Raw genomic sequence first — 21767 nt, 5'->3', positions numbered from 1 at the left:
CCCTCCTAACGTATAAACATAGCATCGCCGAAGCTAAAGAAACGATAACGTTCACGTACAGCTTCTTCGTAGGCCGCCAAACAGTGTTCACGACTAGCTAGTGCACTAATCAACATTAACAATGTAGATTGAGGCAAGTGAAAATTCGTTACCAACGCATCAATCATCTTAAATTTATAGCCAGGATAGATAAAAATTTGAGTCCAACCACTCATACCTTGTAATACACCATCATCATTCGTAGCAGACTCAAGAGTACGCACCGATGTAGTACCTACGGCAATGATACGAGACCCTTTTTGTTTGGCTGCATTGATTCGATTCGCCGTATCTTGAGGTACAACAAAGAACTCACTATGCATTTCGTGGTCTTCAATAGTCTCTGCCGATACAGGTCTAAAGGTGCCAAGTCCAACATGTAAGGTTACAAACTCAAGCTCTACACCTTTAGCTTTAATCTTTTCTAAGAGGTCAGGTGTAAAGTGAAGTCCTGCAGTTGGTGCCGCAGCAGAGCCTTTCTCCTTAGCATATACCGTTTGATAACGGTCTTTATCTTCTAACTTTTCATGAATGTATGGAGGTAATGGCATTTCACCAATTTCTTGAATCACATCATCAAACACACCGTTGCATGTGAACTGAATGATACGGCCTCCAAAATTTGTTTTATCTATAATAACTCCACTTAGGCGGTCATCAAACTCTATAACTTGCCCGATAGGACATTTTTTCCCCGGTTTAACAAGGCATTCCCATCGATTTTCACCACATGGTGTGAGTAGAAGTACCTCCACCTTGCCACCAGAACCTTGACGATGTCCATATAATCTCGCAGGGATAACCTTCGTATTATTAAATACAAGCACATCTCCTTCATGGAGTTCTTCTAGCAAATCATAAAAATGCCCTTTATGTTTAACTTCACCACTTACCTTATCTAAGGTTAAAAGCCGTGCTGTATCACGAGGTTCTACAGGATGCTGAGCAATCAGTTCCTCTGGCAATTCATAATCAAAATCTGTAACTTTCATCGTAATCCTTATTAGTACATTTTCTTCAATGTAATGCCACTATAGTAGTGACGCAAAATAGTTTGGTAATAATTTATATCTCCAGGATTAGCACGCTTTGCCATTTCCGCAGCGCCCCATTGAGACATACCAAGGCCATGACCCCAACCGTGGCCTTTAATATAAACAGTATCATTCTTGCCAGTAAAGCTATGATATGCCTTTCCCGTGCCTTTAGCAGGGTTGTGATTTACATAGAAATCAAATAGTGTAGATTTTAAACCTAAAATACTACGCAATGCATCGCCATCTACAGTAGTTTTTCCAGAGGTACCTATGAAAGTAGCACTCTTTATACGACCTGATACACCGCGGTCCGATGTTTGTTGCCCAGGCTTACCAAGAGGAGTCAACTGAATGCTCTTCAATTTACCTACCCCTTTACTTGCCGCATTAAGTTTACTTTCAAGAGCTTGACGAGAGGTAGTAACAGTCCAATTCGATGTAGATGTACCAGTACTAAAGTCTTTTACCCCTTTCAAGTATGGCACATCACTTCCCCAAACATTTACACTATCCTCTGTATAGCCACCGCCATCAGAATGGAATAAGGCATTAATAGGACGTTGATCATAAAGCATAACTACGCCTTTAGTTTTATTTACTGCATTTGTGGTAGCTTGAGATTCACCACTCACACCACTATAAACTTGATGATCCGTGGAATTACTCACATCGTAGAATTTACCTTTATTTTGTTCCATCGTATGAAGAGCATAAGTACGAGCTGCTACGGCTTGTGCCTCTAATGCAGCAGCCGGCCAAGACGGTACTACCTCTTGTGGAACAACACCATACAGGTAATCCTCAAGAGGCACAGCGTTAATGACCATCATGGTTCCATTATTGGCACGTAATGTGAGCCCACCACGATAACCTTTACCTTCGAACAAAAATGGTGCATCACTATTCGCAGGCTTCAATGTAACCACACTATCAATAGTCTTTCCATTTACAGCAATCTTGCCGCCGCGAACGCCAATAGATGTACCACGATTAGCACTGATTGTGCTAACTTGACCATTACCGCTGTTCAACACAACCATATTAGCTGTAGATGTAACAGTAGCATCAGAGCTACGACTACCTAGTAGAACACGTACATTTGGCATGTTTTCTTTGCGTTCTGTAGTAGGCGTCACTACGGAGCCCACTTTGTTGCGAGTAATAACTGCTGTATTGGCTTGAATGCTATTCGCATCCGTTGTTTTTACTACCTTTTTAGTAGCAGTTTTTTCAGTAGCTCTCTTTTGTACTACAGGCTTTTCATCAGTAACTGCAGGTTTAGCAGTTGGCTTCGAAGTACCAGAAGCCGCAGGTTTTATAGCCATTGTAGCTTTACCTGTAGTGGCTGATTTCGTAGCTGTTGACTTAGAAACCGTTTTAGTTATTGTAACCGGCTTTGCAGCTGGTTTAGTAGCAAGTGGACGAAAACTAGATTTCTTCGTCGTATTTACTTTCGATACAGTTGTATTAGATACTGTTGATTTTGGCGTTGGCTTTTTCGTTACCACTGTACCTTTATTTTGCAGCGTCGCTCCATGTGCTATAGAAACACCGCCAATGTTTACACCTAAAAACAAAGTGGCCATTATCATCAATTGTAATCGTTTTGTTTTCATTGTTATTTCCCTGTCTGTGAAATACCTAAATGCTCATAGGCTAATTTAGTAGCTACCCTCCCACGCGGTGTGCGTCCTAAAAATCCTAATTGCATCAAATATGGTTCATACACATCTTCGATGGTATCTCTCTCTTCGCTGATGGCCGCCGCAATGGTATCAATCCCTACAGGACCGCCATCATATTTTTCAATAATACATTCCAACACACGTCGATCAATTCGATCAAGTCCCATTTTATCTACATATAAACGTTGTAATGCTTCGTCTGCAATTTCTTGAGTGATAACCCCATCACCAATGACTTGTGCAAAGTCGCGTACCCGTTTAAGCAGACGATTTGCGATACGCGGTGTTCCTCGTGAACGACGCGCAATTTCGCTTGCCCCAGTCGGCACAATACCAATATTAAGTATTTCTGCGGCTCGAGACACAATAAATTCTAACTCTGGCTGTTTATAATATTCCAACCGATTAATAATACCAAATCGATCCCGTAATGGTGCTGCCAAAGCACCCGCTCGAGTCGTGGCACCTACCAAAGTAAATTTTGGCAAGTCAATACGCACAGTTCGAGCACTTGGGCCCTTACCGATGATAATATCAATAGCATAGTCTTCCATAGCAGAGTACAACACTTCCTCTACACTACGAGACAAGCGATGAATTTCATCGATAAATAATACATCATGGTCGTCCAAATTTGTTAATATTGCAGCTAAGTCACCAGACTTTTCAATAGCCGGACCAGAAGTTATACGAAAATTAACACCCAATTCATTTGCAATAATCCCTGCTAATGTTGTCTTGCCAAGGCCTGGAGGCCCATAGAGCAGCACGTGATCCAATGCTTCCCCACGCTGTTTTGCAGCTTGAATATACACATTTAGATTACCTTTAGCCTCTTCTTGACCTACATACTCATTAAAAAGCTTAGGTCGAAGGCTATATTGCCATATATCCTCTTCGTGCTCGCCATTGCCGACAAGGCGTACTTCCTCATTCATCCTTATCGTCCTTTCCCAAGCTCAATTAAGCTGACTTTTATCAACTCAGATACATCACGTTTACCATCATCTAAAGACTCTACAATATCTGCTACATCCCGTTCCAAGTATCCTAAGGATACGAGGGCTTCAATAGCTTCTCCTGCAGCACCGTTTGCAGCAACGCCAATAGGCTGAATAGTCGCAGGTGATTCCGAAGAAATATGTGTCATCTTAGCGATTTTATCCTTTAACTCTAAAACAAGTCGCTCCGCAGACTTCTTACCAATGCCAGGTAACTTAGTTAATTGCTGTACCTGTCCATTGATAATCGCTAATTTGAAAGCCTCAGGTGTCATGCCTGACAAGATGCCAAGCCCCACCTTGGGCCCGATACCAGAAACAGAAATGAGGAGTATAAACAACTCATATTCTTCTTCCGTCCAAAAGCCATAAAGTTGCATCGCATCTTCTCGTACATTAAGATACGTGAATAGCGTCGCCTCATGGCCCTCTATCAGCTGTTGACGCGTAGTGGTCGGCACATATACGCGATACCCTACGCCATGTACATCAACATAGCACGATTCTTTAAAAAGATGTGTTACGATACCTCGCACATACCCTATCATTATACCAACCTCTTTAATCTATCATTGTGAGAACTATGAGCCGTACAGATAGCAACAGCTAATGCATCTGCCGTATCATCAGGCTTAATTTTCTCACGAATCCCCAAAATATTCATCGTCATATAAATGACCTGATTCTTATCAGCTTTACCATAACCTGTGACAGCTTGTTTAATTTGTAATGGTGTATATTCATAAATAGGAATCCGTTGTTGTTCAGCAGCCAATAAAATAACACCACGTGCTTGCCCTACCTTAATGGCTGTTGTTACATTGCGGTTAAAAAATAATTCCTCCACACCGAACTTATCAGGCCTATATTCCTCCAATAAATCACTAAGATCATTAAATAGAATTTCCAGTCGCTGTGAATCAGTTAATTCCTTAGGAGTTGTAATAGCCCCATAGGCTACTGGTGTTAGTTTGCTACCCTTCACGTCAATAATGCCGTACCCGCATATAGCCGTGCCTGGGTCAATTCCTATAATTCGCACCCCAACCCCCTTAGTTTAAAAATGAGATAAGCTACCGCCTACCTCCATTACATAATCTATTTTATTATAGCATAATTTCACATCGAAGTTCATGAATTCCCCTATGAATTATATATGAGACATATTAATTTTCTTAACATTAATAAATATCCGAGTTTAATTTCAATAGAAAAGGAGCACCCCATAGAGTGCCCCCTTTATTATTATTCTTCTTCATCGTCCGGCAAAATACCATTATGATATACGTTTTGTACATCATCAAGATCATCCAATACGTCAAGCATTTTCTGCATTTTCACAGCATCATCACCAGTCAACTCAATCGTTGTATCTGGAATCATCGTGATTTTAGCTACTACAGTTTCGATACCCGCATCAGCAAGCGCTGCTTCTACTGCATCAAAATCCTCTGGTGTTGTATAAATTTCAAATACATCATCTTCAGCCTTAAGGTCTTCTGCTCCAGCTTCAAGAGCCAGCATAGTTACCTCATCTTCATCATGACCTTCTTTATCGATAACAAATACGCCTTTAGATTTGAACATCCAGCCTACACAGCCGCTTTCACCAAGGTTACCACCTTGTTTAGAGAATGCATGGCGCACGTCTGCAGCAGCACGATTACGATTATCGGTCATCACCTCAACAGTAACGGCAACACCGGCAGGACCATAACCTTCGTATACGATTTCTTCATATGCATTCATGTCCGTAGCACCGATACCTTTGTCGATAGCACGTTGAATGTTATCCTTAGGGATATTATTTTCACGAGCTTTTTGCAAAGCCAATTTCAAACGCATATTACCAGTTGGATCTGCACCACCCATCCGTGCTGCAACGGTAATTTCACGACCGATTTTTGTAGCCAATTTAGCTTTTAATGCATCAGTTTTACCTTTTTTATGTTTAATATTTGCCCATTTAGAATGTCCTGACATAGACGCCTCCTATTTATTCCACCATGCTTCGCCCCGCAGCCGATCTAAGATGATTGATACGGCACTACGCACGGATAAATGATTGTATTCACCATGGCCATATATAGGTTCTAAAATATAGTCAAAGCTTTCCATCGTTTCTTTTGTCATACCATAACCGGTACCAAATAATACTAACACAGGGCGCCCCTCATTTTCAAGATGTTCACGCATCCGTGCATAGGAAATCGTATTATCATAGGTGCGAGCATCTGTTGTAGCTACAATCGGTCTCGTCCCTTCTATATCTTCAATTGTTCGCACCGCTACCGCAATTGAATTTACCAATTCCACACCTGTGAAAGCATCCTTGCGATCAGGATTATAAGTAGAGCCAAATCCAGATTTCCAATGTTCCATAATCGTACTTACCAACTCACGTTGAGCTGGAATATTATGAATGACAAAATATTTAGACACATCATAGGTAATAGATGCTCGTGCAATATCATGTATATCATAATTTGTAATAGCCGTCGTAATGACCTCTTTATGTTTATTCATAATAGGATAATGAACAAGTCCGATATATAAATTAGCCAATACTATATCTCCTAAATTCTAAACTAATCTTCATTAACATACATTGCCATCATATCCATTATGAAGCACTAGACCGTGCACCAGCACTACCAAATCCAGATTTCTGTCCTATGGAAGACGCCTTTTTGCTTCTATTGCGTTCATAACTTCTATAAAGGCTCCGCCCCATAGCGCTATGTACATTCGACCCTGATGCGGTATATACATAGGGCTCCTCATACGTTTGTAATGGTGCTGCTATGCGATATGTCATGGTTCGTCCATCCATGCGCGCAGTAGGTGGATTAAAACCGTGAAATATATAATATCCTGCAGCAATACTTGGTAAGAGCCCTGCTAGCCCCGCATCCCACACCAAATTGCCACTATTATCTCGGTGAAAGGTAACGGATCGATTATCGTCGTATAAGGCTGTTTCTTTACCATCACCATGATTTAATAAAGAATATCGGTTTCCTTGATTATCCTTTAATCGAACCTCTCCTTCATTGGCTTCTGGGTAAACCTTGTCGCACACAGCATAGGAGATATCATTCCAGTAGGAATATACACCTACAAGACCAGCAACGGCAGCGAAAGCACCTGTAAGGTATATGGTTTTCTTACTTGGCTTATACATAGAACACTCCCTTAGTGCACAGCACCGCTAATAACAAGGGCAAGACCTACGAAGATGCCAAACACAAGAATGCCTGCCGCTGTATTACCTCTCATGATTTCTTCGGATAATTTATATTTACGATGCCAAATATTTATAAACATATAGCCAGTAACAAATAATACAATACCAAGCACAGCATATACAACACTGGCTACGATACCATGTAACAAAGAAGTATCAGCTGTAGTCACGGCTGGTGACATAATAACAGCGCGCAAAATTTCACCGATACCGATAAATGATCCCGCTGAAAGCCACGCCACAGCACAGTTACCACGCTTAATTTCTTCACTAAATTTTCCAGGCACGAAGAAATCGATAACCGTATTCGCCGTTAACATCAGTATAATGCCAAAGCAAGCATAAAAAATTGTCAATAATACATCTGGTATATAAATCATAATAAGCCTCCTAATAATATAATTTTGTATTGGATGTGTTGCCAGAATTGGTAGTAGGATACAATCGTTCGCGTCCCGTATTATCCCCTAGGCGAACCATGGTCGCATAGTTATCGAGTATATGAGAGCTGATTAATGTACGATCAATAATTTTCCAATCCTCTTGTGTCAATTTTGATTGTTCACATACCTTAACCTTAGTTTGTCCATCCGTATTGGTAATGATATACACCAAGTCCCCAGAATAAAATACAATAACTTCATGTCCCTCTTCTAAGTTATCCCGCTCATTCTTAATATCACCATTCACAGAATCAATCAAGTCTAATGCGGTGCTAACAGGATCTAGTGTAGACGTGTATACATAGTCACTATCCGAATCTGTTTTTGTATAATATGCAGATGTGTCATGCATATGTTCTTTTGCCGTATAAGGCACTCCAAACATAGCGCGTATACTATGCCAAGACAAATCATTGTCCGACCAAAACAGAAATAGTAAAAATAGTACAGTATACCCCACACCAACAGCAATAGAGCCAAACCTCTTTTTCATAAATTTGTTACGCATCTTTTGCTTAATGGCTTGAGCAGCTGCATCATTACAAAGGCGAATATTCACTAAAGGCACTCGTGACCCTTCGGCAAACATTTTTTTACCTTCAAACCACTCTTCTTCAAAGAATACACTAGCACCACCTTCACAAGGCAGCTGATATTCTCGATATCCTGCGCGGTCCCCTACGGAGGCACCACTTTCACCATCGACATCGACAACCTTTTCTAATCCGATTTGATGTAATGTAAAATCCTTACCTGGCCGTGTATGATAGGATGTTCTAGATACGGTACACCATTCATTATCATTATACTCAATAGTTAGCCATATCTTATCAATTCCCTCAACAGCCTCCAGTCCATATTCATGCCAATAATCACCTGGTGATTTTGTCATAGACGGCTGGCCCCTATAGGATTGTTCCTTATCTGCTTTTGGAATAATCTCTATGTATTTAATTTTCTCAGTGATTACATAGCGGCTGCCATGAACCTCTAAGACATCATAACATTTAAACTCCATACGCACCCTCGCTAAAGTAGACATAAGCACGACTGCTGCTAAATACACCTATTATCATTCGTTTGCCCATACTATATGGTCACAAATTTCATAATATTTCGCTTACTCTATTAATAATGGTACAAAGTATGCTTCTGTACCAGCTATCTCTTCTGGAGAAAAACGGCATCCTACCGCGGAAGCTTGATCACCAAGCATAAAACAGGATAAGGTTAAAAATCCATCTTTCTCTCCACAATCCACTGTATGAGTAAAACGTTTCTGCTGTATAAAGTCTTGATACATAACCTTTTTACTGTCGCGACAGATGATATCATCATAGTTATCAACTAGCTTTTCCATGTAAAGCTCAGATGTATCACCACGTTTTTGAACAACTTGTACATGCCTTCCTTCACGGCCCCAAATCTCCTTTTGAATATAAAGTCCATCATCAAGAGCGGAAAAGTCATTTTCAAAATAGGATGGTGCCAAATACTGTTCGATTATATCTCGATCTGGTTTCGTAAAAAATTGATCTGTTAAATACAATGCATATACTAAGGACATAAAGGATTTATTTTGTAAAATAATTGACTCTGGAGGATTAAAAAGAGCAAATGTATTCTCCTCGTAAAGATCTAAGAACATCTCACCCAAAGGTTCATCATCAGGCGTCCGCTCATCAATCAAAAGCTCCATGGGATGTAATCGATACAATAGAGTCGCATGACTACCATCTGTTAAAGGAATGCCCTCATCATCAATCTTCATATCATAAAAGGATATAAAGCGCGTGTCAGCCTCAGGACAGGCCGTTTTTAGCTCATTCATAAGAAACTGTGTTGTTCCGTAATCTTCAAAATAATCATGGAAGCAGGAGAATACAAAGGGATCCTTACGTAGTCTTTCTCTATTTGCCAGCATAGACTTATATTGATTTCTACCATACTTAGCAGATAAAACAGCATCATACATGCGCTTTAAAAATGTATGTAATTCTTTTCGGCATTCTGTATTAGGATGTTTTCGTCCTACATAATTAGCTGCAATTTCATTGGCATAATAGCTTTCAATGAGAAAACATGGCGTATCCGCATTAAGTTCTACCATGCGCAAATTGCCATTTACATCGAGAACAAAATCAAAACGAGATAACCACGTCGGTAAACCTAAGGCATTAGACTTATGTAAGTAAGAAATTAAATTGTCTGGCATATCCATATTTCGAGCAAAGTCATCTGGTGCCATTTGAAATACTTTTGCTGCTTTACAAAATATTTGAAATAATCTACGTGAAGCATGGCGAATTTCATCGTAAAAGTCGGATGAAAAGGCCTGCATAGACAATGAAGGATACCGATCATCATATCCTTCATATTCCACAAAATTAAATATATTTCTATCCAGCTCATCAATATAGGATTTCATTGTTTATCCTTTCATCAGGAGGTCCCGCTTGAAGTTCGGGCGCCTACACTACCAAAGCCATATTTTTCACCAATTCTATGTGCTCGATTACTCGTTTTAGTATTGTAACGATTTCTAGTCATTTCATTAATAGTTCTAGCCACTCTTTCACTATTAGATTTACTAGCGCCTGTATTTGCATCAAAAGGTGTAAGAGGCGACGTAACGCGATAAGTCATACTTGGTGCATCCATATATGCCATTGGGGCTGAAAATCCATGAAACGCATAATACCCTACAGCCAGAGTCGGAATCAAGCTGGCTAAGCCTGCATCCCATATAATATTGCCTTTCTCATCGCGATGAAAGGTAACAGACTTCTCAGCATCATCATAAAGTGCCGTTTCTTTTCCATCACCATGATTAATCAAGGTATAGCTTTTACCTTCATCATCAACGAGCCGTACTTCACCATTATTTAATTCTGGTTTAACCACATCACATAGGGCATAGCTAACATCATCCCAATACGAATAAGCGCCTACTAGAGCTGCTATAGATGTAAAGGCTATGGCTATGTAAACAGTATTCTTACTTGGTTCATACATAAAATATTCCTTCGTTTGATTTCGTGACTGGAATCAATACTATTTCAATCTTTTATTTCTTTTAATAAAGTCTGACGTCCCTGCTTATTCTTTAATTCCACCATATACGCATACCGCAACAATATGTCACTGTCGTTTCTAATATTCGCTAATCGTGTATCCTCTGAATCAGGCAAATTTTTAAGCGATCCGACCTCAACATAAGTAGTATCATTAACCGTACTAATAACGGATACCTCATTCGTTGTATAAATAACAATCCACTTCTCTGGAGACTTTGTGTCTTGTTTAATGGTATAAACCTTGCCATACACGGCATCGATAAGATCGATAGCCGTTGCATTAGGATCTTGTTTTGACGTATACACCTTTAAACCGTCTTTTGTACCTTGTGATTCATAATAATAGGAATCCTTAATGCGCTCCTCCATAGTATAGGGAAAGCCCACTTCATCACGAAGCTCGTGCCAAGACAAATCTCCTATAAACAAATACCCCAAAAAGAGTAAAATAATTCCCCAACTTAGACCCAATTGAGTCCATTCTTTTCTACGCGCTGCATTTCGCACTTTTTTACTCGCCACTTGTGCAGCCTGATCTCTCCGTCGATGTATATCAGACAAACGAATCCGTTCGCCTTGAGCCTGATCTGTTAAACCACCACGCCAGTTCTCTATAAAAAATACAAAGGTCTTATCCTTTTGAACCGCTCTATATTCTTTATAATCTGCTTCGTCGCCACTTCTAGCCTTCGATTGCCCCTCCACAGCTACGACACGTTCTATACCTTTATCATGTAGTCTATATCCTGCAGGAGGGGTTGAACGTAAAACTGTTTCAGAAAAAGTGCAATATTCTTTTTCACCGTTTACAATGGTAAGCCATTTTTTATCCGTCCCATTAACGGGCATAAGACCATATTCGGTCCAAGACTGAGCTCCTTTGGAAACACCTAGTTCTTTTTTATAATTTTCATCATTAAGATCATAACGTATTGTTTTATCAACGATAAACTCTTGATAAGAAATGACCTCCCCGACTACGTATCGTTTTCCCTGAATCTCTACAACATCATAACACTTAAAATTCATATCTCAGGCTCTTCTGCAATAATTTCTTTTAAAAGCTTAACTTCTTCGTTTGTTAATGGTCGTTCCAATAAATCAGGCCGTAATAATCGTGTCCGTTTTAGTGCTTCCTTTTGACGCCATGCGGCAATATTTTTATGATGGCCACTGCGCAATACATCTGGAACAGCCCACCCTCTAAATTCTGGAGGCTTTGTATATTGCGGGCACTCCAAAAGAGACTCATAAAAAGAGTCCTCTTGTGCCCCACTGGCCGCACCTAATACACCAGGTATCATGCGAGCCACTGCATCAGTAACTACCATGGCTGGCAACTCACCACCGGTCAATACATAATCACCAATGGAAATCGTTTCATCTACAAGATGTTTCTCTACGCGATAATCTACACCTTCATAGTGACCACAAATAAGGACCACTTGATCATAGCTAGCCAATTCACGAGCCTTCTCCTGTGTAAAAGGCTGTCCTGTAGGTCCCATAAAGATAATACGACGTCGTATACTTTCATTAGGATTACCAATAAGACTCATTTCATCACACATTTCATCTGTGGTATAAGTATCATTAATATCACTATCATATTGAGCAATAACGGATTCTACGGCTTCAAAAATAGGAGGTGCCATCATGAGCATACCAGCCCCACCACCATATGGTGTATCATCTACTTGGCCATGCTTATTATGGCTAAAATCTCGAGGATTCGTTACACCCACAGATAGACGTTCTGTCTCAATAGCTCGTTTTATGATGGAATGATTAAAAAACGCATCAAAAAAATCTGGAAATAAAGATACAATATCAATACGCATAAACCGTCCCCTGTACTTATTAACTCACATTAACCCATTAGTATTATCTATATATAGCTATATTATATAACTTTTACGCTAATATACCTATATGTAGATAAAACAAAACCGCCCAAAGGATTATATCCATTCAGGCGGATCTACGATCATCAATTTATTTTCCACATCGATGTCTTTAACGACCTCTTCAATGGCTGCAAATAATTGATCTGGTTCCCCATCTTTGGAGACCACATATACATCATTAGCACCAGGTTGTAATACATCAGTAACTGTGCCAAGCACGTTACCCATAGTATCTTGTACCTCAAGACCAATGATATCAAAAATATAGTAACGACCTTCTGGCAATTCCACTAAATCTTCACGACGAACTTGAATTGCTTTCTTACTGAATAGTTCAGCCGTATTGCGATCAGGAATTTCCTTAAAAGATGCTAAAACAAATTGCTTGTGAAATCGTGCGGATGCAACGTGGTATTCTTTACCATCGATGTAACAGGCATCCATATGCATAAACCGTTCTGGAAAATCGGTTTGAGGCATAATACGAAGATCACCCCGCACACCGTGCGGGGCGATGATAACACCTATTGTGATGAAATCGTTATGCTTCATTATTGACGAAACGCAACGATCTTACCGTCTTCTAATAGGATTTCAGCGCCCATCAAGGCATCCAAATTATCCCCGATTTTAACGGTAACTGTTTGCTCTAATGTACCTTGAGGAATTTCAGTTCCTAAAGACAACTCCTTAGCATCCTTCAATTTAGCTGTTACTTCTTCTTTGAAAGCCAAGCGTTTATTTTTTTCTTCGTCGATTTGTTGACGAATAGCAGTAAGACTTGTAGCATCAACTTTAGCTGCATCAGCCAAAATACGTTGGGCTTGAAACTCAATTGCTTCCAAATCTTTATTTACCATATCAAGGCGAGTTTCAAGATCGGATACAATTTTCGCTTTCAAGTCGTCTGTTACTTTTGCTTTTACTGCTACAGGGACACGTAATGTCATTTCTTCCATTGGAATACTCCCTTTTAAACAATATCAACAGATATCTTTTTGTTCTCTTTAATAGCCGCCGCTTTCACCACAGAGCGAATCGCTTTAGCAATTCTACCTTGCTTTCCGATGACTTTACCCATATCCTCTGGGGCTACATGAAGTTCGTAAACTTCCACATTCCCCTTTTGGACCATGGTAACAGAAACGGCATCAGGCTGCTTCACTAATGATTTCGCAATTAATGAAATTAATTCTATCATCACAGTATGCCTCTCTATTAATTACTTTTTAGCGTCTGCAAATTTTTGCATAACGCCTTGTTTTTTGAACAAGGAGCGAACAGTGTCAGTAGGCTGAGCACCTTTAGCTAACCAAGCCAAAGCTTTTTCTTCGTCTACATTAACGATAGCTGGTTGTTTAGTAGCATCATATTGACCAATTGTGTCAACAGGACGACCTTCACGTGGAGCACGTGCGTCAGCAACTACGATACGGTAGAAAGGAGCTTTTTTAGCACCTAAACGAGTCAAACGAATTTTTAACATTGTGAAATTCACCTCCTTATACTGATGTGGATGGACAAGTTCAGCGCCCCTGCCCATGTATTACATAAACGGCAATTTAGGCATTCCAGGGAAACCGCCCTTACCGCCACGTAAACCTTGCATGCGCTTCATCATCTTCCGCGCTTCTTCAAATTGTTTCAACAAGCGATTTACATCTTGAACCTGTGTACCAGAACCTAATGCAATACGCTTGCGGCGAGAACCATTAAGAATACTTGGATTTTCTCGCTCTGCCGCCGTCATGGATGTAATGATAGCCTCAATACGACGCACCTCTTTACTATTCAAATCAAGGTCCTTTAATTGGTCCTTAATTTGCCCCATACCTGGCAACATGCCAATAATATTTTGTAATGGCCCTAACTTTCTCACCTGGTTCATCTGTTTTAAGAAGTCATCCAAAGTGAAATTGTTTTTAGCCATTTTCTTTGCCATTTCACGAGCTTCTTCTTCATCGATGGCACCTTGAACATTTTCAATCAACGTTTTAAAGTCGCCCAAATCTAGGATACGAGAAGCCATGCGATCTGGATAGAATACATCGAAACCATCCATTTTTTCGCTCACACCAGTGAACTTGATTGGCAAGCCTGTTACAGCTTTGATAGATAATGCAGCACCACCGCGCGCATCACCATCAAGTTTAGTAAGGATAACACCATCAACACCTAATTTTTCATTAAATGTTTGCGCTGTTGTTACCGCATCTTGACCGATCATAGAATCTACAACGAGTAGAATTTCATGAGGTCGAACAGCAGCTTTGATATTGGACAACTCATCCATGAGGACTTCATCAATTGCCAAACGACCTGCTGTATCGATAATAACAACATCTTTCAACATATGCGTGCTTTGCTCTACGGCACGACGCGCAATATCTACTGGATTTGCACCAGGTGTTTCATCCGAAAATACTGGAATATCAATTTGCTTACCTACAACTTGCAACTGAGTAATCGCAGCTGGACGATATACGTCGGCAGCGACAAGCATCGGACGTTTACCTTGTTTGCGTAAGTATACAGCTAGTTTACCAGCTGTTGTGGTTTTACCAGCACCTTGCAAACCAACGAGCATAATAATCGTTGGTGGCTTGCTAGAAATCATGATACGACTTTGTGTACCACCTAAGAGAGCCGTTAACTCATCATTTACGATTTTAATAACCGTTTGAGCTGGATTCAAGGAACCGAACACCTCTTCACCGAGGGCCTTTTCCTTAATGGACTTAACAAAGTCCTTCGCTACCATAAAATTAACGTCCGCTTCTAATAGAGCCGTACGTACCTGACGCAACGCAAGATTGACATCATCTTCTGTAATTTTGCCCTTCCCCTTTAAGGATTGAAAGGCTTCTTGCAGTTTTTCTGACAAGCTATCAAATGCCATAATATCCCTCCATTTGCGCCAATACTTGTTGCACCTTAGTTTCGGACAACACCTCTTTAGGCAATGTTGCTTTCAACTGTGAAAGCAAGCCTTCCCGTTGTTCATATTGTGCCACCAAGTGCAATTTTGATTCGTAATCATTTAAAATGTGTCGAGCACGCTGTAAATTATCGTGTACAGCCTGTCGTGATACGCCTAATTCCTCAGCAATCTCGCCAAGGGACATATCATCTTCGTGGTGAAGTTGTAAGGACATGCGTTGCTTGTCCGTCAACAATGGCCCATAGAAATCTAAGAGCAAACTTATGAGCACTCGTTCTTCCATTTCGCCACCTCCATCACTGTCAAGTCATATTACTTTACATATACTACCGTACATAAAGAAATGTGTCAAGTAGAAATACTTAACACACTTAATTTATTGATATAATCACAGATATACAAGCTATCTCATCCCCTTTAACAAAAAACCAATAAACTAATTGACTACCTTAACATAATCATTCTAGACAAATTTAATTCATAATCAATGCTAATTAATTCTAATTTCTACTTTTATATTTATAATAATATGCTATAATATCAATATCTAATATTTTCAATATAAAAGATAGGAGGTATTGTATGAATACCAAACAATATGACATTATCGTCTTAGGTTTCGGCAAAGCTGGTAAAACCTTAGCCGCAAAATTTGGCTCTATGGGCAAATCTGTAGCCATGATTGAAGAAAATCCTCTAATGTACGGTGGTACATGTATTAATATCGCATGTATCCCTACTAAGACGATGATCATTGCCGCATCAAAAGGCTTATCATACGATCAAGTATTAAACCAACGTGAAGTTGTTACATCTCGCTTACGCAATAAAAACTTCGGTATGTTAGATACAAATGAACATGTCGATGTCTATACTGGGCATGGTGCATTTATTAGCAATAAAGAAATCGCCGTTACCGCTGGCGAGGATAAGATTATATTATCTGCTGACACTATCGTTATAAACACTGGTGCTGTAGCGATTAAACCTAATATTTCTGGCATTGATACGGCTATAGGTTTCTATAATAGTACAGAAATTCAACAATTACCTACTCAACCTAGTACATTAGGTGTTATCGGCGCTGGTCCTATCGGTCTTGAATTTGCCAGCCTATATGCAAAACTTGGTGCTAAGGTAACTGTATTCAACATCGAATCTAGCATCTTAAAACGCGAAGAACCTATCGTTCAAGAACTAGCTAACGAGTACTTAACTGAACAAGGCATTACCATTCTTAATAATGTAACATTAGAATCTGTATCCAATGATGGAGACAAACCAGTTATCACCACTAATAATCAAAACTACACTTTTGATGCTGTTCTATACGCTACAGGTCGCAAAGCCAATACGGCTAATATTGGTTTAGAACATACGGACATCGCTACTAACGAACGCGGTGCTATTGTAGTTAATGATACTTGTGAAAGCTCCGTCCCTGGTGTATACGCAGTCGGTGATGTAAACGGTGGTCCTCAATTCACATATATATCTCTTGATGACTTCCGTATCGTATTTGGCGCACTTACTGGTAACAGCCAGTATACCTTAAAAGATCGTAAAAATATTCCTTATACTACCTTCTTAACACCTCCACTTTCTCGTGTAGGTCTTACAGAAGAAGATGCAATCAACCAAGGATATACGGTTAAAACGAAAGAAATGCTCGTAGCTACCATGCCTAGAGCACATGTAAACGACTATTTAAAAGGCGCCTTTAAAATTGTTGTGGATGCGGATAACGACTTAATCCTGGGCGCTACACTCTATTCCCAAGGCGCAGAAGAATTGATTAACTTAATTAAAATGGCTATGGATAATAACATTCCATATACATATTTCAAAAATCAAATCTTCACACACCCTACAATGGCAGAAAACTTAAACGACCTTTGTAATTTCTAATAATTTAATAGCTAATACAATCACTAATTATAAAATAATAACCTAACCAAAAAGCCTTTAGACGCTAAACTAATTTAGCAACTAAAGGCTTTTGTATTTATCGATATGATAGTTTATTTATCAATGTATCAGATTATTATAGCTTTTTTAGCAGTGCCTAACTAAAACATGCTAAGACATTGTAGCAATTAATTTTTAGTAAACAATCTGCGCACTATCGTTTGTAATTTAGGGGTTAATACAATAGCAACCACAATTCCTGCGGCACTTGTAATCAAAGAGTATTGAATTTTACTAGCCGCCACGACCGCACTTTCAAGAACGAACCACCACGCAAGGAAGTAGCCAAAAGCGGTCCAAACAGCACCAATAATAAGGGCTACTAAAATACGACCAAAGGATGCAGTTGGTTTTGTAATAGAGGGTGGCAAATAGCCTGCAGTCATACCACCTACGATAAGTCCTGCAATTCCTTTAATAAAGAAAGAGAATACGATGTACTGTGTATGACCACCAAAGAGATCAAATAGTGCAGATCCAATTGCCGCACCCAAGCCTCCATATAATCCACCAAAAAGTATAGATGTTGTAAAGAGTGCAGCCGATCCTAAATGAACCATAGCGCCACCTGGTATTTCAATGCGAATTGTAGTAGCCACTGCACATAACGCGGCAATAAAACCAATATAGACAATGTCTCGAGTACTTAATTTCATAATCATGAACCTCTCTTTTAAATCAATTACTATATTCAGTATAACAAATCATAAGCCGTCTAAAAACACCATTATCGTAGGAATTAAATATTCATTTCACGTCTCAATATAAGATATAAATATATACTTAACTATATGTCTGTAGATATAATAAAGCACCTATACCTCTGTATAGGTGCTTTATAGTATTCAATTATATGTATAATCTTAAATTTTAGCTCGTTTCAAACGAAGTGAATTACTTACAACTGTAACAGAGCTAAATGCCATCGCTGTACCAGCAATCATAGGATTTAACGCACCAATAGCGGCCAAAGGAATGCCAATACAGTTAAAGATCAATGCCCAAAATAGGTTTTGTTTAATATTGGTCATTGTCTTACGGCTGAGTCGTACTGCTTGTACCAAGGTATGTAAATCATTTCGTACAAGGACGATGTCGGCTGCTTCTACCGCAATATCTGTACCACTGCCAATAGCAAAACCAATATCTGCCGTAACGAGAGCAGGAGCATCATTGATACCGTCACCAACCATCCCCACTACAAGACCTTTATCTTGTAATTCTTTTACCTTACTAGCCTTGTCTTGAGGCAATACTTCAGCTATAACATGAGTAATACCTGCTTGCTTAGCAATATATTGAGCAGTTCGACGATTATCACCTGTAAGCATCCATACATCAATACCTTGAGCATGTAACTCTTTTACAACCTCAATAGTTTCTGGACGTAATTCGTCTTCTACAGCCCACAAAGCACTAACAACGCCATCTACAGCTAGAACAGATACGGAAGCACCTTGTTCTTCAAATTGTAAAATATCTTCTTGAACCGCTGTTAAATCATAACCTAGTTCATTCATCCAACGACTGTGCCCAAGTTGTACGGATACGCCTTGGTATGCACCTTGTAACCCTTTACCTGGTACATCAGCAAAACTTTCAAGTTCAACAGCTTTACCTTTATAGCCATGATCTTCACCATAGTAAACCATGGCCTTTGCAATCGGATGAGATGTACCACTTTCAAGAGCCATCATAATAGACATATTAGTACTTTCATCACCATTATAATTTTTGAAAGCCGTCACATCCAATACACCCTGTGTAAGGGTACCGGTTTTATCCATAACAATGGCATCGAGTTTACCCGCTTTTTCAAGATATTCTGCACTCTTGATGAGCACACCGTGTTCCGCACCAAGGCCAGACCCAACCATGATAGATGTTGGTGTAGCAAGGCCAAGCGCACAAGGACATGCGATAACCAGTACCGCTGTTGCATTAATGAGAGCAACGTTAATAGAATCTCCCATAATGAAGTACCACACAAGACCTGTCAAAACAGCAAGGCCAATAACGGTCGGTACGAAATATTGAGCCACGATATCTGCAATACGTTGAATACTAGCCTTGGAGGTTTGTGCCTCTTCTACAACCTTGATAATTTGAGACAACATCGTATCGGAACCGATACGCTTGGCTTCCATGGTAAAAGCACCACTTAGGTTTATAGTAGCACCAATAACTTCAGAACCAACTTGTTTTTCTACCGGTAAGCTTTCACCGGTCAGCATAGCCTCATCTACTGTGGAATATCCCTCAGTAATCGTGCCATCAACGGGGATCTTTTCACCTGCACGAACTTGTAAAATATCACCCGCTACCACCTTAGATGTAGGGATATCAATAAATTCTCCATCACGCAACACATGAGCCGTTGCAGGTTGTAAGGCAATCAATTTTTGAAGTGCTTCGGAGGTACGGCCTTTTGCAATCTCTTCTAAGAGTTTACCAAGAAGGATAAAGGTAATGAGCCACGCAGAGGTTTCAAAATATATTCCATGAGGGCCTAATTCAGGGTGAAATTGCCAGTTATAGATACTGAATAGATAAGCTACCGTCGTGCCCATTACTACGAGTACATCCATCGTAAGCGCCCCATTTTTCACTGCACTCCAGGCGCTCTTATAGAACATGAGACCAGGACCAAACTGAGCAATAGTAGCAAGAACAAACTCTACCCATACAGGCAATGCCTGAATACCAAATCGATGTAAGGTCATATTAATCATCATCGGTACCGCCATACAAGCAGCAATAATAAGTCGTATAATATGAGGTTTTAAGTTAACCTTTTCTATTTCTTGCTTTGTTTCGTCTGCTTCTGCAGCACCAAAGCCGATATTCGTAATGGCATCAATAATCTGTTGTGAATCTACAGCAGCCCCGTCTTTATATTCAACGCTCCCCTTTCGAGTTAAGAGGTTAACCTTAACAGATTCTACGCCATCAAGTTTAGAAACAACATTTTCAACACGTTTTACACAGGCTGCACAGTGCATACCTGTAATATCAAATTCTTGTTTTTTTACGCTCATATTCACAGGCCTTTCTACTCTGTAGATACATATATCTTATCTTACAACTTACTATATTATTACAAATCCGTACTATATTTTGTATCTATATACTTAAATATACGTCTAAACATCGGTCTATAAAAATGATATATACCTTATTGTAAATAAAATAGCCATAAACAGGTTCACTAAGAATGTTTAATATACTCTAAAACTTCAATATTGAACATATTTCATGAGTAACTACTCATATATCTATATTTAATAATAACATAAATTCTCATTACGTCAATATCCTACCAAATATAGAGGGTTATTTCATTTTTACAAGGGAATTAACCTCTTTTACCTATACATAGCCTTCATAAATAGATTATAATAAAGTGATGATGAATAAACATAAACTTTGATTCCAAAGGAGGTGAATATATGTCTGAATCAATAAGCCCTACGGTGGAATTTATTTCTCTAGCAAAAGAATTTCGCCATGAATATGTTGTTGAAAAATCACGGTTTATAACAACTGTATATCCTTGCAAGACTGAAGAGGAAGCCCAAACCTTTATAAGCCGCATCAATAAAGAATTCTGGGATGCGCGCCATAACTGTACAGCCTATGCATTAGGCCCACAGCAAGAACAACAACGATCTTCCGATAATGGAGAACCATCAGGTACAGCAGGTAAACCAATGCTAGAAGTACTCAAAAAGACTGGCATTACCAATGTAGCCGTCGTCGTAACGCGTTATTTTGGAGGTATTAAATTGGGCGCTGGTGGCTTGATTCGGGCCTATTCACACTCTGTTGCGGAAACCTTACGTCTTGCCCCTAAAGAACTACATACAACACGAACCCGAGTACAAGCAAAGATTGACTATTCGCTGTATGGAGCAGTAGAAAGATATTTACAGGACGAAAATTTACATTATGAAGCAAGCTTTGGTGAATATGTAGACATTACAATTCTAATACCACCTACTGATGTAGAGCGCATACAAAAAGCGCTCCAAGACATAAGTCATGGAGCTGCTACTTGTACTGTATTAGATTCTATTGAGGTGGTACTACCACTAGATAACTAATCTAGTTAGTAGATTCCAAACTTTTAATTGCCGTTATTAACTAAACCGGCTATGCCTTGACCGAGTTCACGACGTTTTTCCTTAGTCATAGGATAAGGCCATACTCGTTCTAATTGTTTTTTCCGGCTAATTTTATTACGAGCCGTCATTAATCTACGTGCTTCCCAATTACGAATTGCTTGACCTAAGGTTCTTTTTACCACGCCCATAGTAGTACCTACTTTCTTAACTCTTGTTGTATATCAAAATTTGTGATAAGTATAGAAAGATTTTTTAAAACTCAATTTACTTTCTATTACTTTGTTGAATTTAGTATATA

The 21767-nt window shown here is 39.4% G+C and carries 25 protein-coding genes; 2 read left to right on the top strand and 23 right to left on the bottom strand.

What is annotated here, in order from left to right; translation table 11 throughout:
- Positions 1 to 5 precede the first annotated feature (5 nt).
- The 20 genes from queA to ylxM all read right to left on the bottom strand — a co-directional run bounded on the left by queA (position 6) and on the right by ylxM (position 15660).
- Entirely contained in the window at positions 6 to 1031 is a 1026-nt protein-coding gene (gene queA / locus KH286_RS09040) for a tRNA preQ1(34) S-adenosylmethionine ribosyltransferase-isomerase QueA (RefSeq protein WP_004695592.1), read from the bottom strand.
- Between the two features lie 11 nt (positions 1032 to 1042).
- Positions 1043 to 2692 carry a SpoIID/LytB domain-containing protein gene (locus KH286_RS09035; RefSeq protein WP_278617844.1) on the bottom strand — a complete coding sequence of 550 codons (1650 nt, stop codon included), beginning with the start codon at positions 2690 to 2692 and terminating at the stop codon, positions 1043 to 1045.
- A gap of 2 nt (positions 2693 to 2694) precedes the next feature.
- A complete protein-coding gene (gene ruvB / locus KH286_RS09030; protein ID WP_004695590.1) occupies positions 2695 to 3699 on the bottom strand; it encodes a Holliday junction branch migration DNA helicase RuvB in 1005 nt (334 codons plus the stop codon).
- A gap of 2 nt (positions 3700 to 3701) precedes the next feature.
- Complete coding sequence (ruvA, locus tag KH286_RS09025; RefSeq protein ID WP_105087070.1) at positions 3702 to 4310, bottom strand: Holliday junction branch migration protein RuvA; 609 nt, start codon at positions 4308 to 4310, stop codon at positions 3702 to 3704.
- Complete coding sequence (gene ruvC / locus KH286_RS09020; protein WP_004695586.1) at positions 4310 to 4804, bottom strand: crossover junction endodeoxyribonuclease RuvC; 495 nt, start codon at positions 4802 to 4804, stop codon at positions 4310 to 4312. Before ruvC ends, ruvA begins: the two co-directional genes overlap by 1 nt.
- A 203-nt stretch (positions 4805 to 5007) precedes the next feature.
- Positions 5008 to 5745: a YebC/PmpR family DNA-binding transcriptional regulator gene (locus KH286_RS09015; RefSeq protein WP_004698429.1), complete on the bottom strand. Its 738-nt coding sequence runs from the start codon at positions 5743 to 5745 to the stop codon at positions 5008 to 5010.
- A 9-nt stretch (positions 5746 to 5754) separates the two neighbouring features.
- Positions 5755 to 6327: an RNA methyltransferase gene (locus KH286_RS09010; RefSeq protein ID WP_024060983.1), complete on the bottom strand. Its 573-nt coding sequence runs from the start codon at positions 6325 to 6327 to the stop codon at positions 5755 to 5757.
- A 58-nt stretch (positions 6328 to 6385) separates the two neighbouring features.
- Positions 6386 to 6946, bottom strand: a complete 561-nt coding sequence (locus KH286_RS09005) for a hypothetical protein (protein WP_024060984.1) — start codon at positions 6944 to 6946, stop codon at positions 6386 to 6388.
- Between the two features lie 11 nt (positions 6947 to 6957).
- Positions 6958 to 7389, bottom strand: coding sequence for a DUF350 domain-containing protein (locus tag KH286_RS09000; protein WP_021147921.1), 432 nt, complete (start codon positions 7387 to 7389; stop codon positions 6958 to 6960).
- 10 nt (positions 7390 to 7399) lie between these two features.
- Entirely contained in the window at positions 7400 to 8470 is a 1071-nt protein-coding gene (locus KH286_RS08995; protein ID WP_128114277.1) for a hypothetical protein, read from the bottom strand.
- Positions 8471 to 8572: 102 nt separating this feature from the next.
- Positions 8573 to 9880, bottom strand: coding sequence for a glutathionylspermidine synthase family protein (locus KH286_RS08990; RefSeq protein ID WP_278617843.1), 1308 nt, complete (start codon positions 9878 to 9880; stop codon positions 8573 to 8575).
- Between the two features lie 14 nt (positions 9881 to 9894).
- Positions 9895 to 10467 carry a hypothetical protein gene (locus tag KH286_RS08985; RefSeq protein ID WP_105087066.1) on the bottom strand — a complete coding sequence of 191 codons (573 nt, stop codon included), beginning with the start codon at positions 10465 to 10467 and terminating at the stop codon, positions 9895 to 9897.
- 44 nt (positions 10468 to 10511) lie between these two features.
- Positions 10512 to 11558 (bottom strand): DUF4178 domain-containing protein, encoded by a 1047-nt coding sequence (locus tag KH286_RS08980; protein ID WP_278617842.1) that lies wholly within the window; start codon positions 11556 to 11558, stop codon positions 10512 to 10514.
- A complete protein-coding gene (trmD, locus tag KH286_RS08975; protein WP_278617841.1) occupies positions 11555 to 12370 on the bottom strand; it encodes a tRNA (guanosine(37)-N1)-methyltransferase TrmD in 816 nt (271 codons plus the stop codon). The genes KH286_RS08980 and trmD overlap by 4 nt, the downstream gene beginning before the upstream one ends.
- Before the next feature lie 120 nt (positions 12371 to 12490).
- Positions 12491 to 12988, bottom strand: a complete 498-nt coding sequence (rimM, locus tag KH286_RS08970; RefSeq protein WP_004698509.1) for a ribosome maturation factor RimM — start codon at positions 12986 to 12988, stop codon at positions 12491 to 12493.
- On the bottom strand, positions 12988 to 13395 hold the full coding sequence (locus tag KH286_RS08965) for a YlqD family protein (protein ID WP_004695569.1): 408 nt from the start codon (positions 13393 to 13395) through the stop codon (positions 12988 to 12990). Before KH286_RS08965 ends, rimM begins: the two co-directional genes overlap by 1 nt.
- 14 nt (positions 13396 to 13409) lie before the next feature.
- Positions 13410 to 13637: a KH domain-containing protein gene (locus KH286_RS08960; protein ID WP_004695567.1), complete on the bottom strand. Its 228-nt coding sequence runs from the start codon at positions 13635 to 13637 to the stop codon at positions 13410 to 13412.
- A 21-nt stretch (positions 13638 to 13658) separates the two neighbouring features.
- On the bottom strand, positions 13659 to 13922 hold the full coding sequence (rpsP, locus tag KH286_RS08955) for a 30S ribosomal protein S16 (protein ID WP_004695565.1): 264 nt from the start codon (positions 13920 to 13922) through the stop codon (positions 13659 to 13661).
- Between the two features lie 60 nt (positions 13923 to 13982).
- The gene (gene ffh / locus KH286_RS08950; protein WP_012864101.1) at positions 13983 to 15335 is read right to left on the bottom strand and encodes a signal recognition particle protein; all 1353 of its coding nucleotides are present in this window, start codon (positions 15333 to 15335) and stop codon (positions 13983 to 13985) included.
- On the bottom strand, positions 15325 to 15660 hold the full coding sequence (gene ylxM / locus KH286_RS08945) for a YlxM family DNA-binding protein (protein WP_004698456.1): 336 nt from the start codon (positions 15658 to 15660) through the stop codon (positions 15325 to 15327). Before ylxM ends, ffh begins: the two co-directional genes overlap by 11 nt.
- Positions 15661 to 15959: 299 nt before the next feature.
- On the opposite strand from ylxM, the gene KH286_RS08940 reads away from it, so the two are divergent.
- Positions 15960 to 17285: an FAD-containing oxidoreductase gene (locus KH286_RS08940; RefSeq protein ID WP_278617840.1), complete on the top strand. Its 1326-nt coding sequence runs from the start codon at positions 15960 to 15962 to the stop codon at positions 17283 to 17285.
- A gap of 188 nt (positions 17286 to 17473) precedes the next feature.
- Here KH286_RS08940 and KH286_RS08935 read toward each other — a convergent pair whose 3' ends face one another.
- Together KH286_RS08935 and KH286_RS08930 are read right to left on the bottom strand one after the other, a co-directional pair.
- Positions 17474 to 18001, bottom strand: a complete 528-nt coding sequence (locus KH286_RS08935; RefSeq protein ID WP_008603416.1) for an ECF transporter S component — start codon at positions 17999 to 18001, stop codon at positions 17474 to 17476.
- Between the two features lie 207 nt (positions 18002 to 18208).
- Positions 18209 to 20383 carry a heavy metal translocating P-type ATPase gene (locus tag KH286_RS08930; protein ID WP_120055757.1) on the bottom strand — a complete coding sequence of 725 codons (2175 nt, stop codon included), beginning with the start codon at positions 20381 to 20383 and terminating at the stop codon, positions 18209 to 18211.
- A 411-nt stretch (positions 20384 to 20794) separates the two neighbouring features.
- Between KH286_RS08930 and KH286_RS08925 the strand changes: the two genes are divergently transcribed.
- Positions 20795 to 21448 carry a YigZ family protein gene (locus tag KH286_RS08925; RefSeq protein ID WP_215675935.1) on the top strand — a complete coding sequence of 218 codons (654 nt, stop codon included), beginning with the start codon at positions 20795 to 20797 and terminating at the stop codon, positions 21446 to 21448.
- A gap of 23 nt (positions 21449 to 21471) precedes the next feature.
- Here the strand turns inward: KH286_RS08925 and KH286_RS08920 are convergent, their stop codons facing one another.
- Positions 21472 to 21657, bottom strand: coding sequence for a hypothetical protein (locus tag KH286_RS08920; RefSeq protein WP_004695548.1), 186 nt, complete (start codon positions 21655 to 21657; stop codon positions 21472 to 21474).
- Positions 21658 to 21767 lie beyond the last annotated feature (110 nt).

The organism is Veillonella parvula (assembly GCF_018378075.1).
In the GTDB taxonomy this organism is placed as follows: Bacteria; Bacillota; Negativicutes; order Veillonellales; family Veillonellaceae; genus Veillonella; species Veillonella parvula_K.
Note: the sequence above shows the minus strand (reverse complement) of the source record. Positions and strands in the feature narration are given on the sequence as shown.

What these genes read in the sequence shown, in the direction of transcription:
- queA (WP_004695592.1), bottom strand. Translation starts at nt 1,031, where the DNA reads ATGAAAGTTACAGATTTTGATTATGAATTGCCAGAGGAACTGATTGCT.
- KH286_RS09035 (WP_278617844.1), bottom strand. Translation starts at nt 2,692, where the DNA reads ATGAAAACAAAACGATTACAATTGATGATAATGGCCACTTTGTTTTTA.
- ruvB (WP_004695590.1), bottom strand. Translation starts at nt 3,699, where the DNA reads ATGAATGAGGAAGTACGCCTTGTCGGCAATGGCGAGCACGAAGAGGAT.
- ruvA (WP_105087070.1), bottom strand. Translation starts at nt 4,310, where the DNA reads ATGATAGGGTATGTGCGAGGTATCGTAACACATCTTTTTAAAGAATCG.
- KH286_RS09015 (WP_004698429.1), bottom strand. Translation starts at nt 5,745, where the DNA reads ATGTCAGGACATTCTAAATGGGCAAATATTAAACATAAAAAAGGTAAA.
- KH286_RS09005 (WP_024060984.1), bottom strand. Translation starts at nt 6,946, where the DNA reads ATGTATAAGCCAAGTAAGAAAACCATATACCTTACAGGTGCTTTCGCT.
- KH286_RS09000 (WP_021147921.1), bottom strand. Translation starts at nt 7,389, where the DNA reads ATGATTTATATACCAGATGTATTATTGACAATTTTTTATGCTTGCTTT.
- KH286_RS08995 (WP_128114277.1), bottom strand. Translation starts at nt 8,470, where the DNA reads ATGGAGTTTAAATGTTATGATGTCTTAGAGGTTCATGGCAGCCGCTAT.
- KH286_RS08990 (WP_278617843.1), bottom strand. Translation starts at nt 9,880, where the DNA reads ATGAAATCCTATATTGATGAGCTGGATAGAAATATATTTAATTTTGTG.
- KH286_RS08985 (WP_105087066.1), bottom strand. Translation starts at nt 10,467, where the DNA reads ATGTATGAACCAAGTAAGAATACTGTTTACATAGCCATAGCCTTTACA.
- KH286_RS08980 (WP_278617842.1), bottom strand. Translation starts at nt 11,558, where the DNA reads ATGAATTTTAAGTGTTATGATGTTGTAGAGATTCAGGGAAAACGATAC.
- trmD (WP_278617841.1), bottom strand. Translation starts at nt 12,370, where the DNA reads ATGCGTATTGATATTGTATCTTTATTTCCAGATTTTTTTGATGCGTTT.
- rimM (WP_004698509.1), bottom strand. Translation starts at nt 12,988, where the DNA reads ATGAAGCATAACGATTTCATCACAATAGGTGTTATCATCGCCCCGCAC.
- KH286_RS08965 (WP_004695569.1), bottom strand. Translation starts at nt 13,395, where the DNA reads ATGGAAGAAATGACATTACGTGTCCCTGTAGCAGTAAAAGCAAAAGTA.
- KH286_RS08960 (WP_004695567.1), bottom strand. Translation starts at nt 13,637, where the DNA reads ATGATAGAATTAATTTCATTAATTGCGAAATCATTAGTGAAGCAGCCT.
- rpsP (WP_004695565.1), bottom strand. Translation starts at nt 13,922, where the DNA reads ATGTTAAAAATTCGTTTGACTCGTTTAGGTGCTAAAAAAGCTCCTTTC.
- ffh (WP_012864101.1), bottom strand. Translation starts at nt 15,335, where the DNA reads ATGGCATTTGATAGCTTGTCAGAAAAACTGCAAGAAGCCTTTCAATCC.
- ylxM (WP_004698456.1), bottom strand. Translation starts at nt 15,660, where the DNA reads ATGGAAGAACGAGTGCTCATAAGTTTGCTCTTAGATTTCTATGGGCCA.
- KH286_RS08940 (WP_278617840.1), top strand. Translation starts at nt 15,960, where the DNA reads ATGAATACCAAACAATATGACATTATCGTCTTAGGTTTCGGCAAAGCT.
- KH286_RS08935 (WP_008603416.1), bottom strand. Translation starts at nt 18,001, where the DNA reads ATGAAATTAAGTACTCGAGACATTGTCTATATTGGTTTTATTGCCGCG.
- KH286_RS08930 (WP_120055757.1), bottom strand. Translation starts at nt 20,383, where the DNA reads ATGAGCGTAAAAAAACAAGAATTTGATATTACAGGTATGCACTGTGCA.
- KH286_RS08925 (WP_215675935.1), top strand. Translation starts at nt 20,795, where the DNA reads ATGTCTGAATCAATAAGCCCTACGGTGGAATTTATTTCTCTAGCAAAA.
- KH286_RS08920 (WP_004695548.1), bottom strand. Translation starts at nt 21,657, where the DNA reads ATGGGCGTGGTAAAAAGAACCTTAGGTCAAGCAATTCGTAATTGGGAA.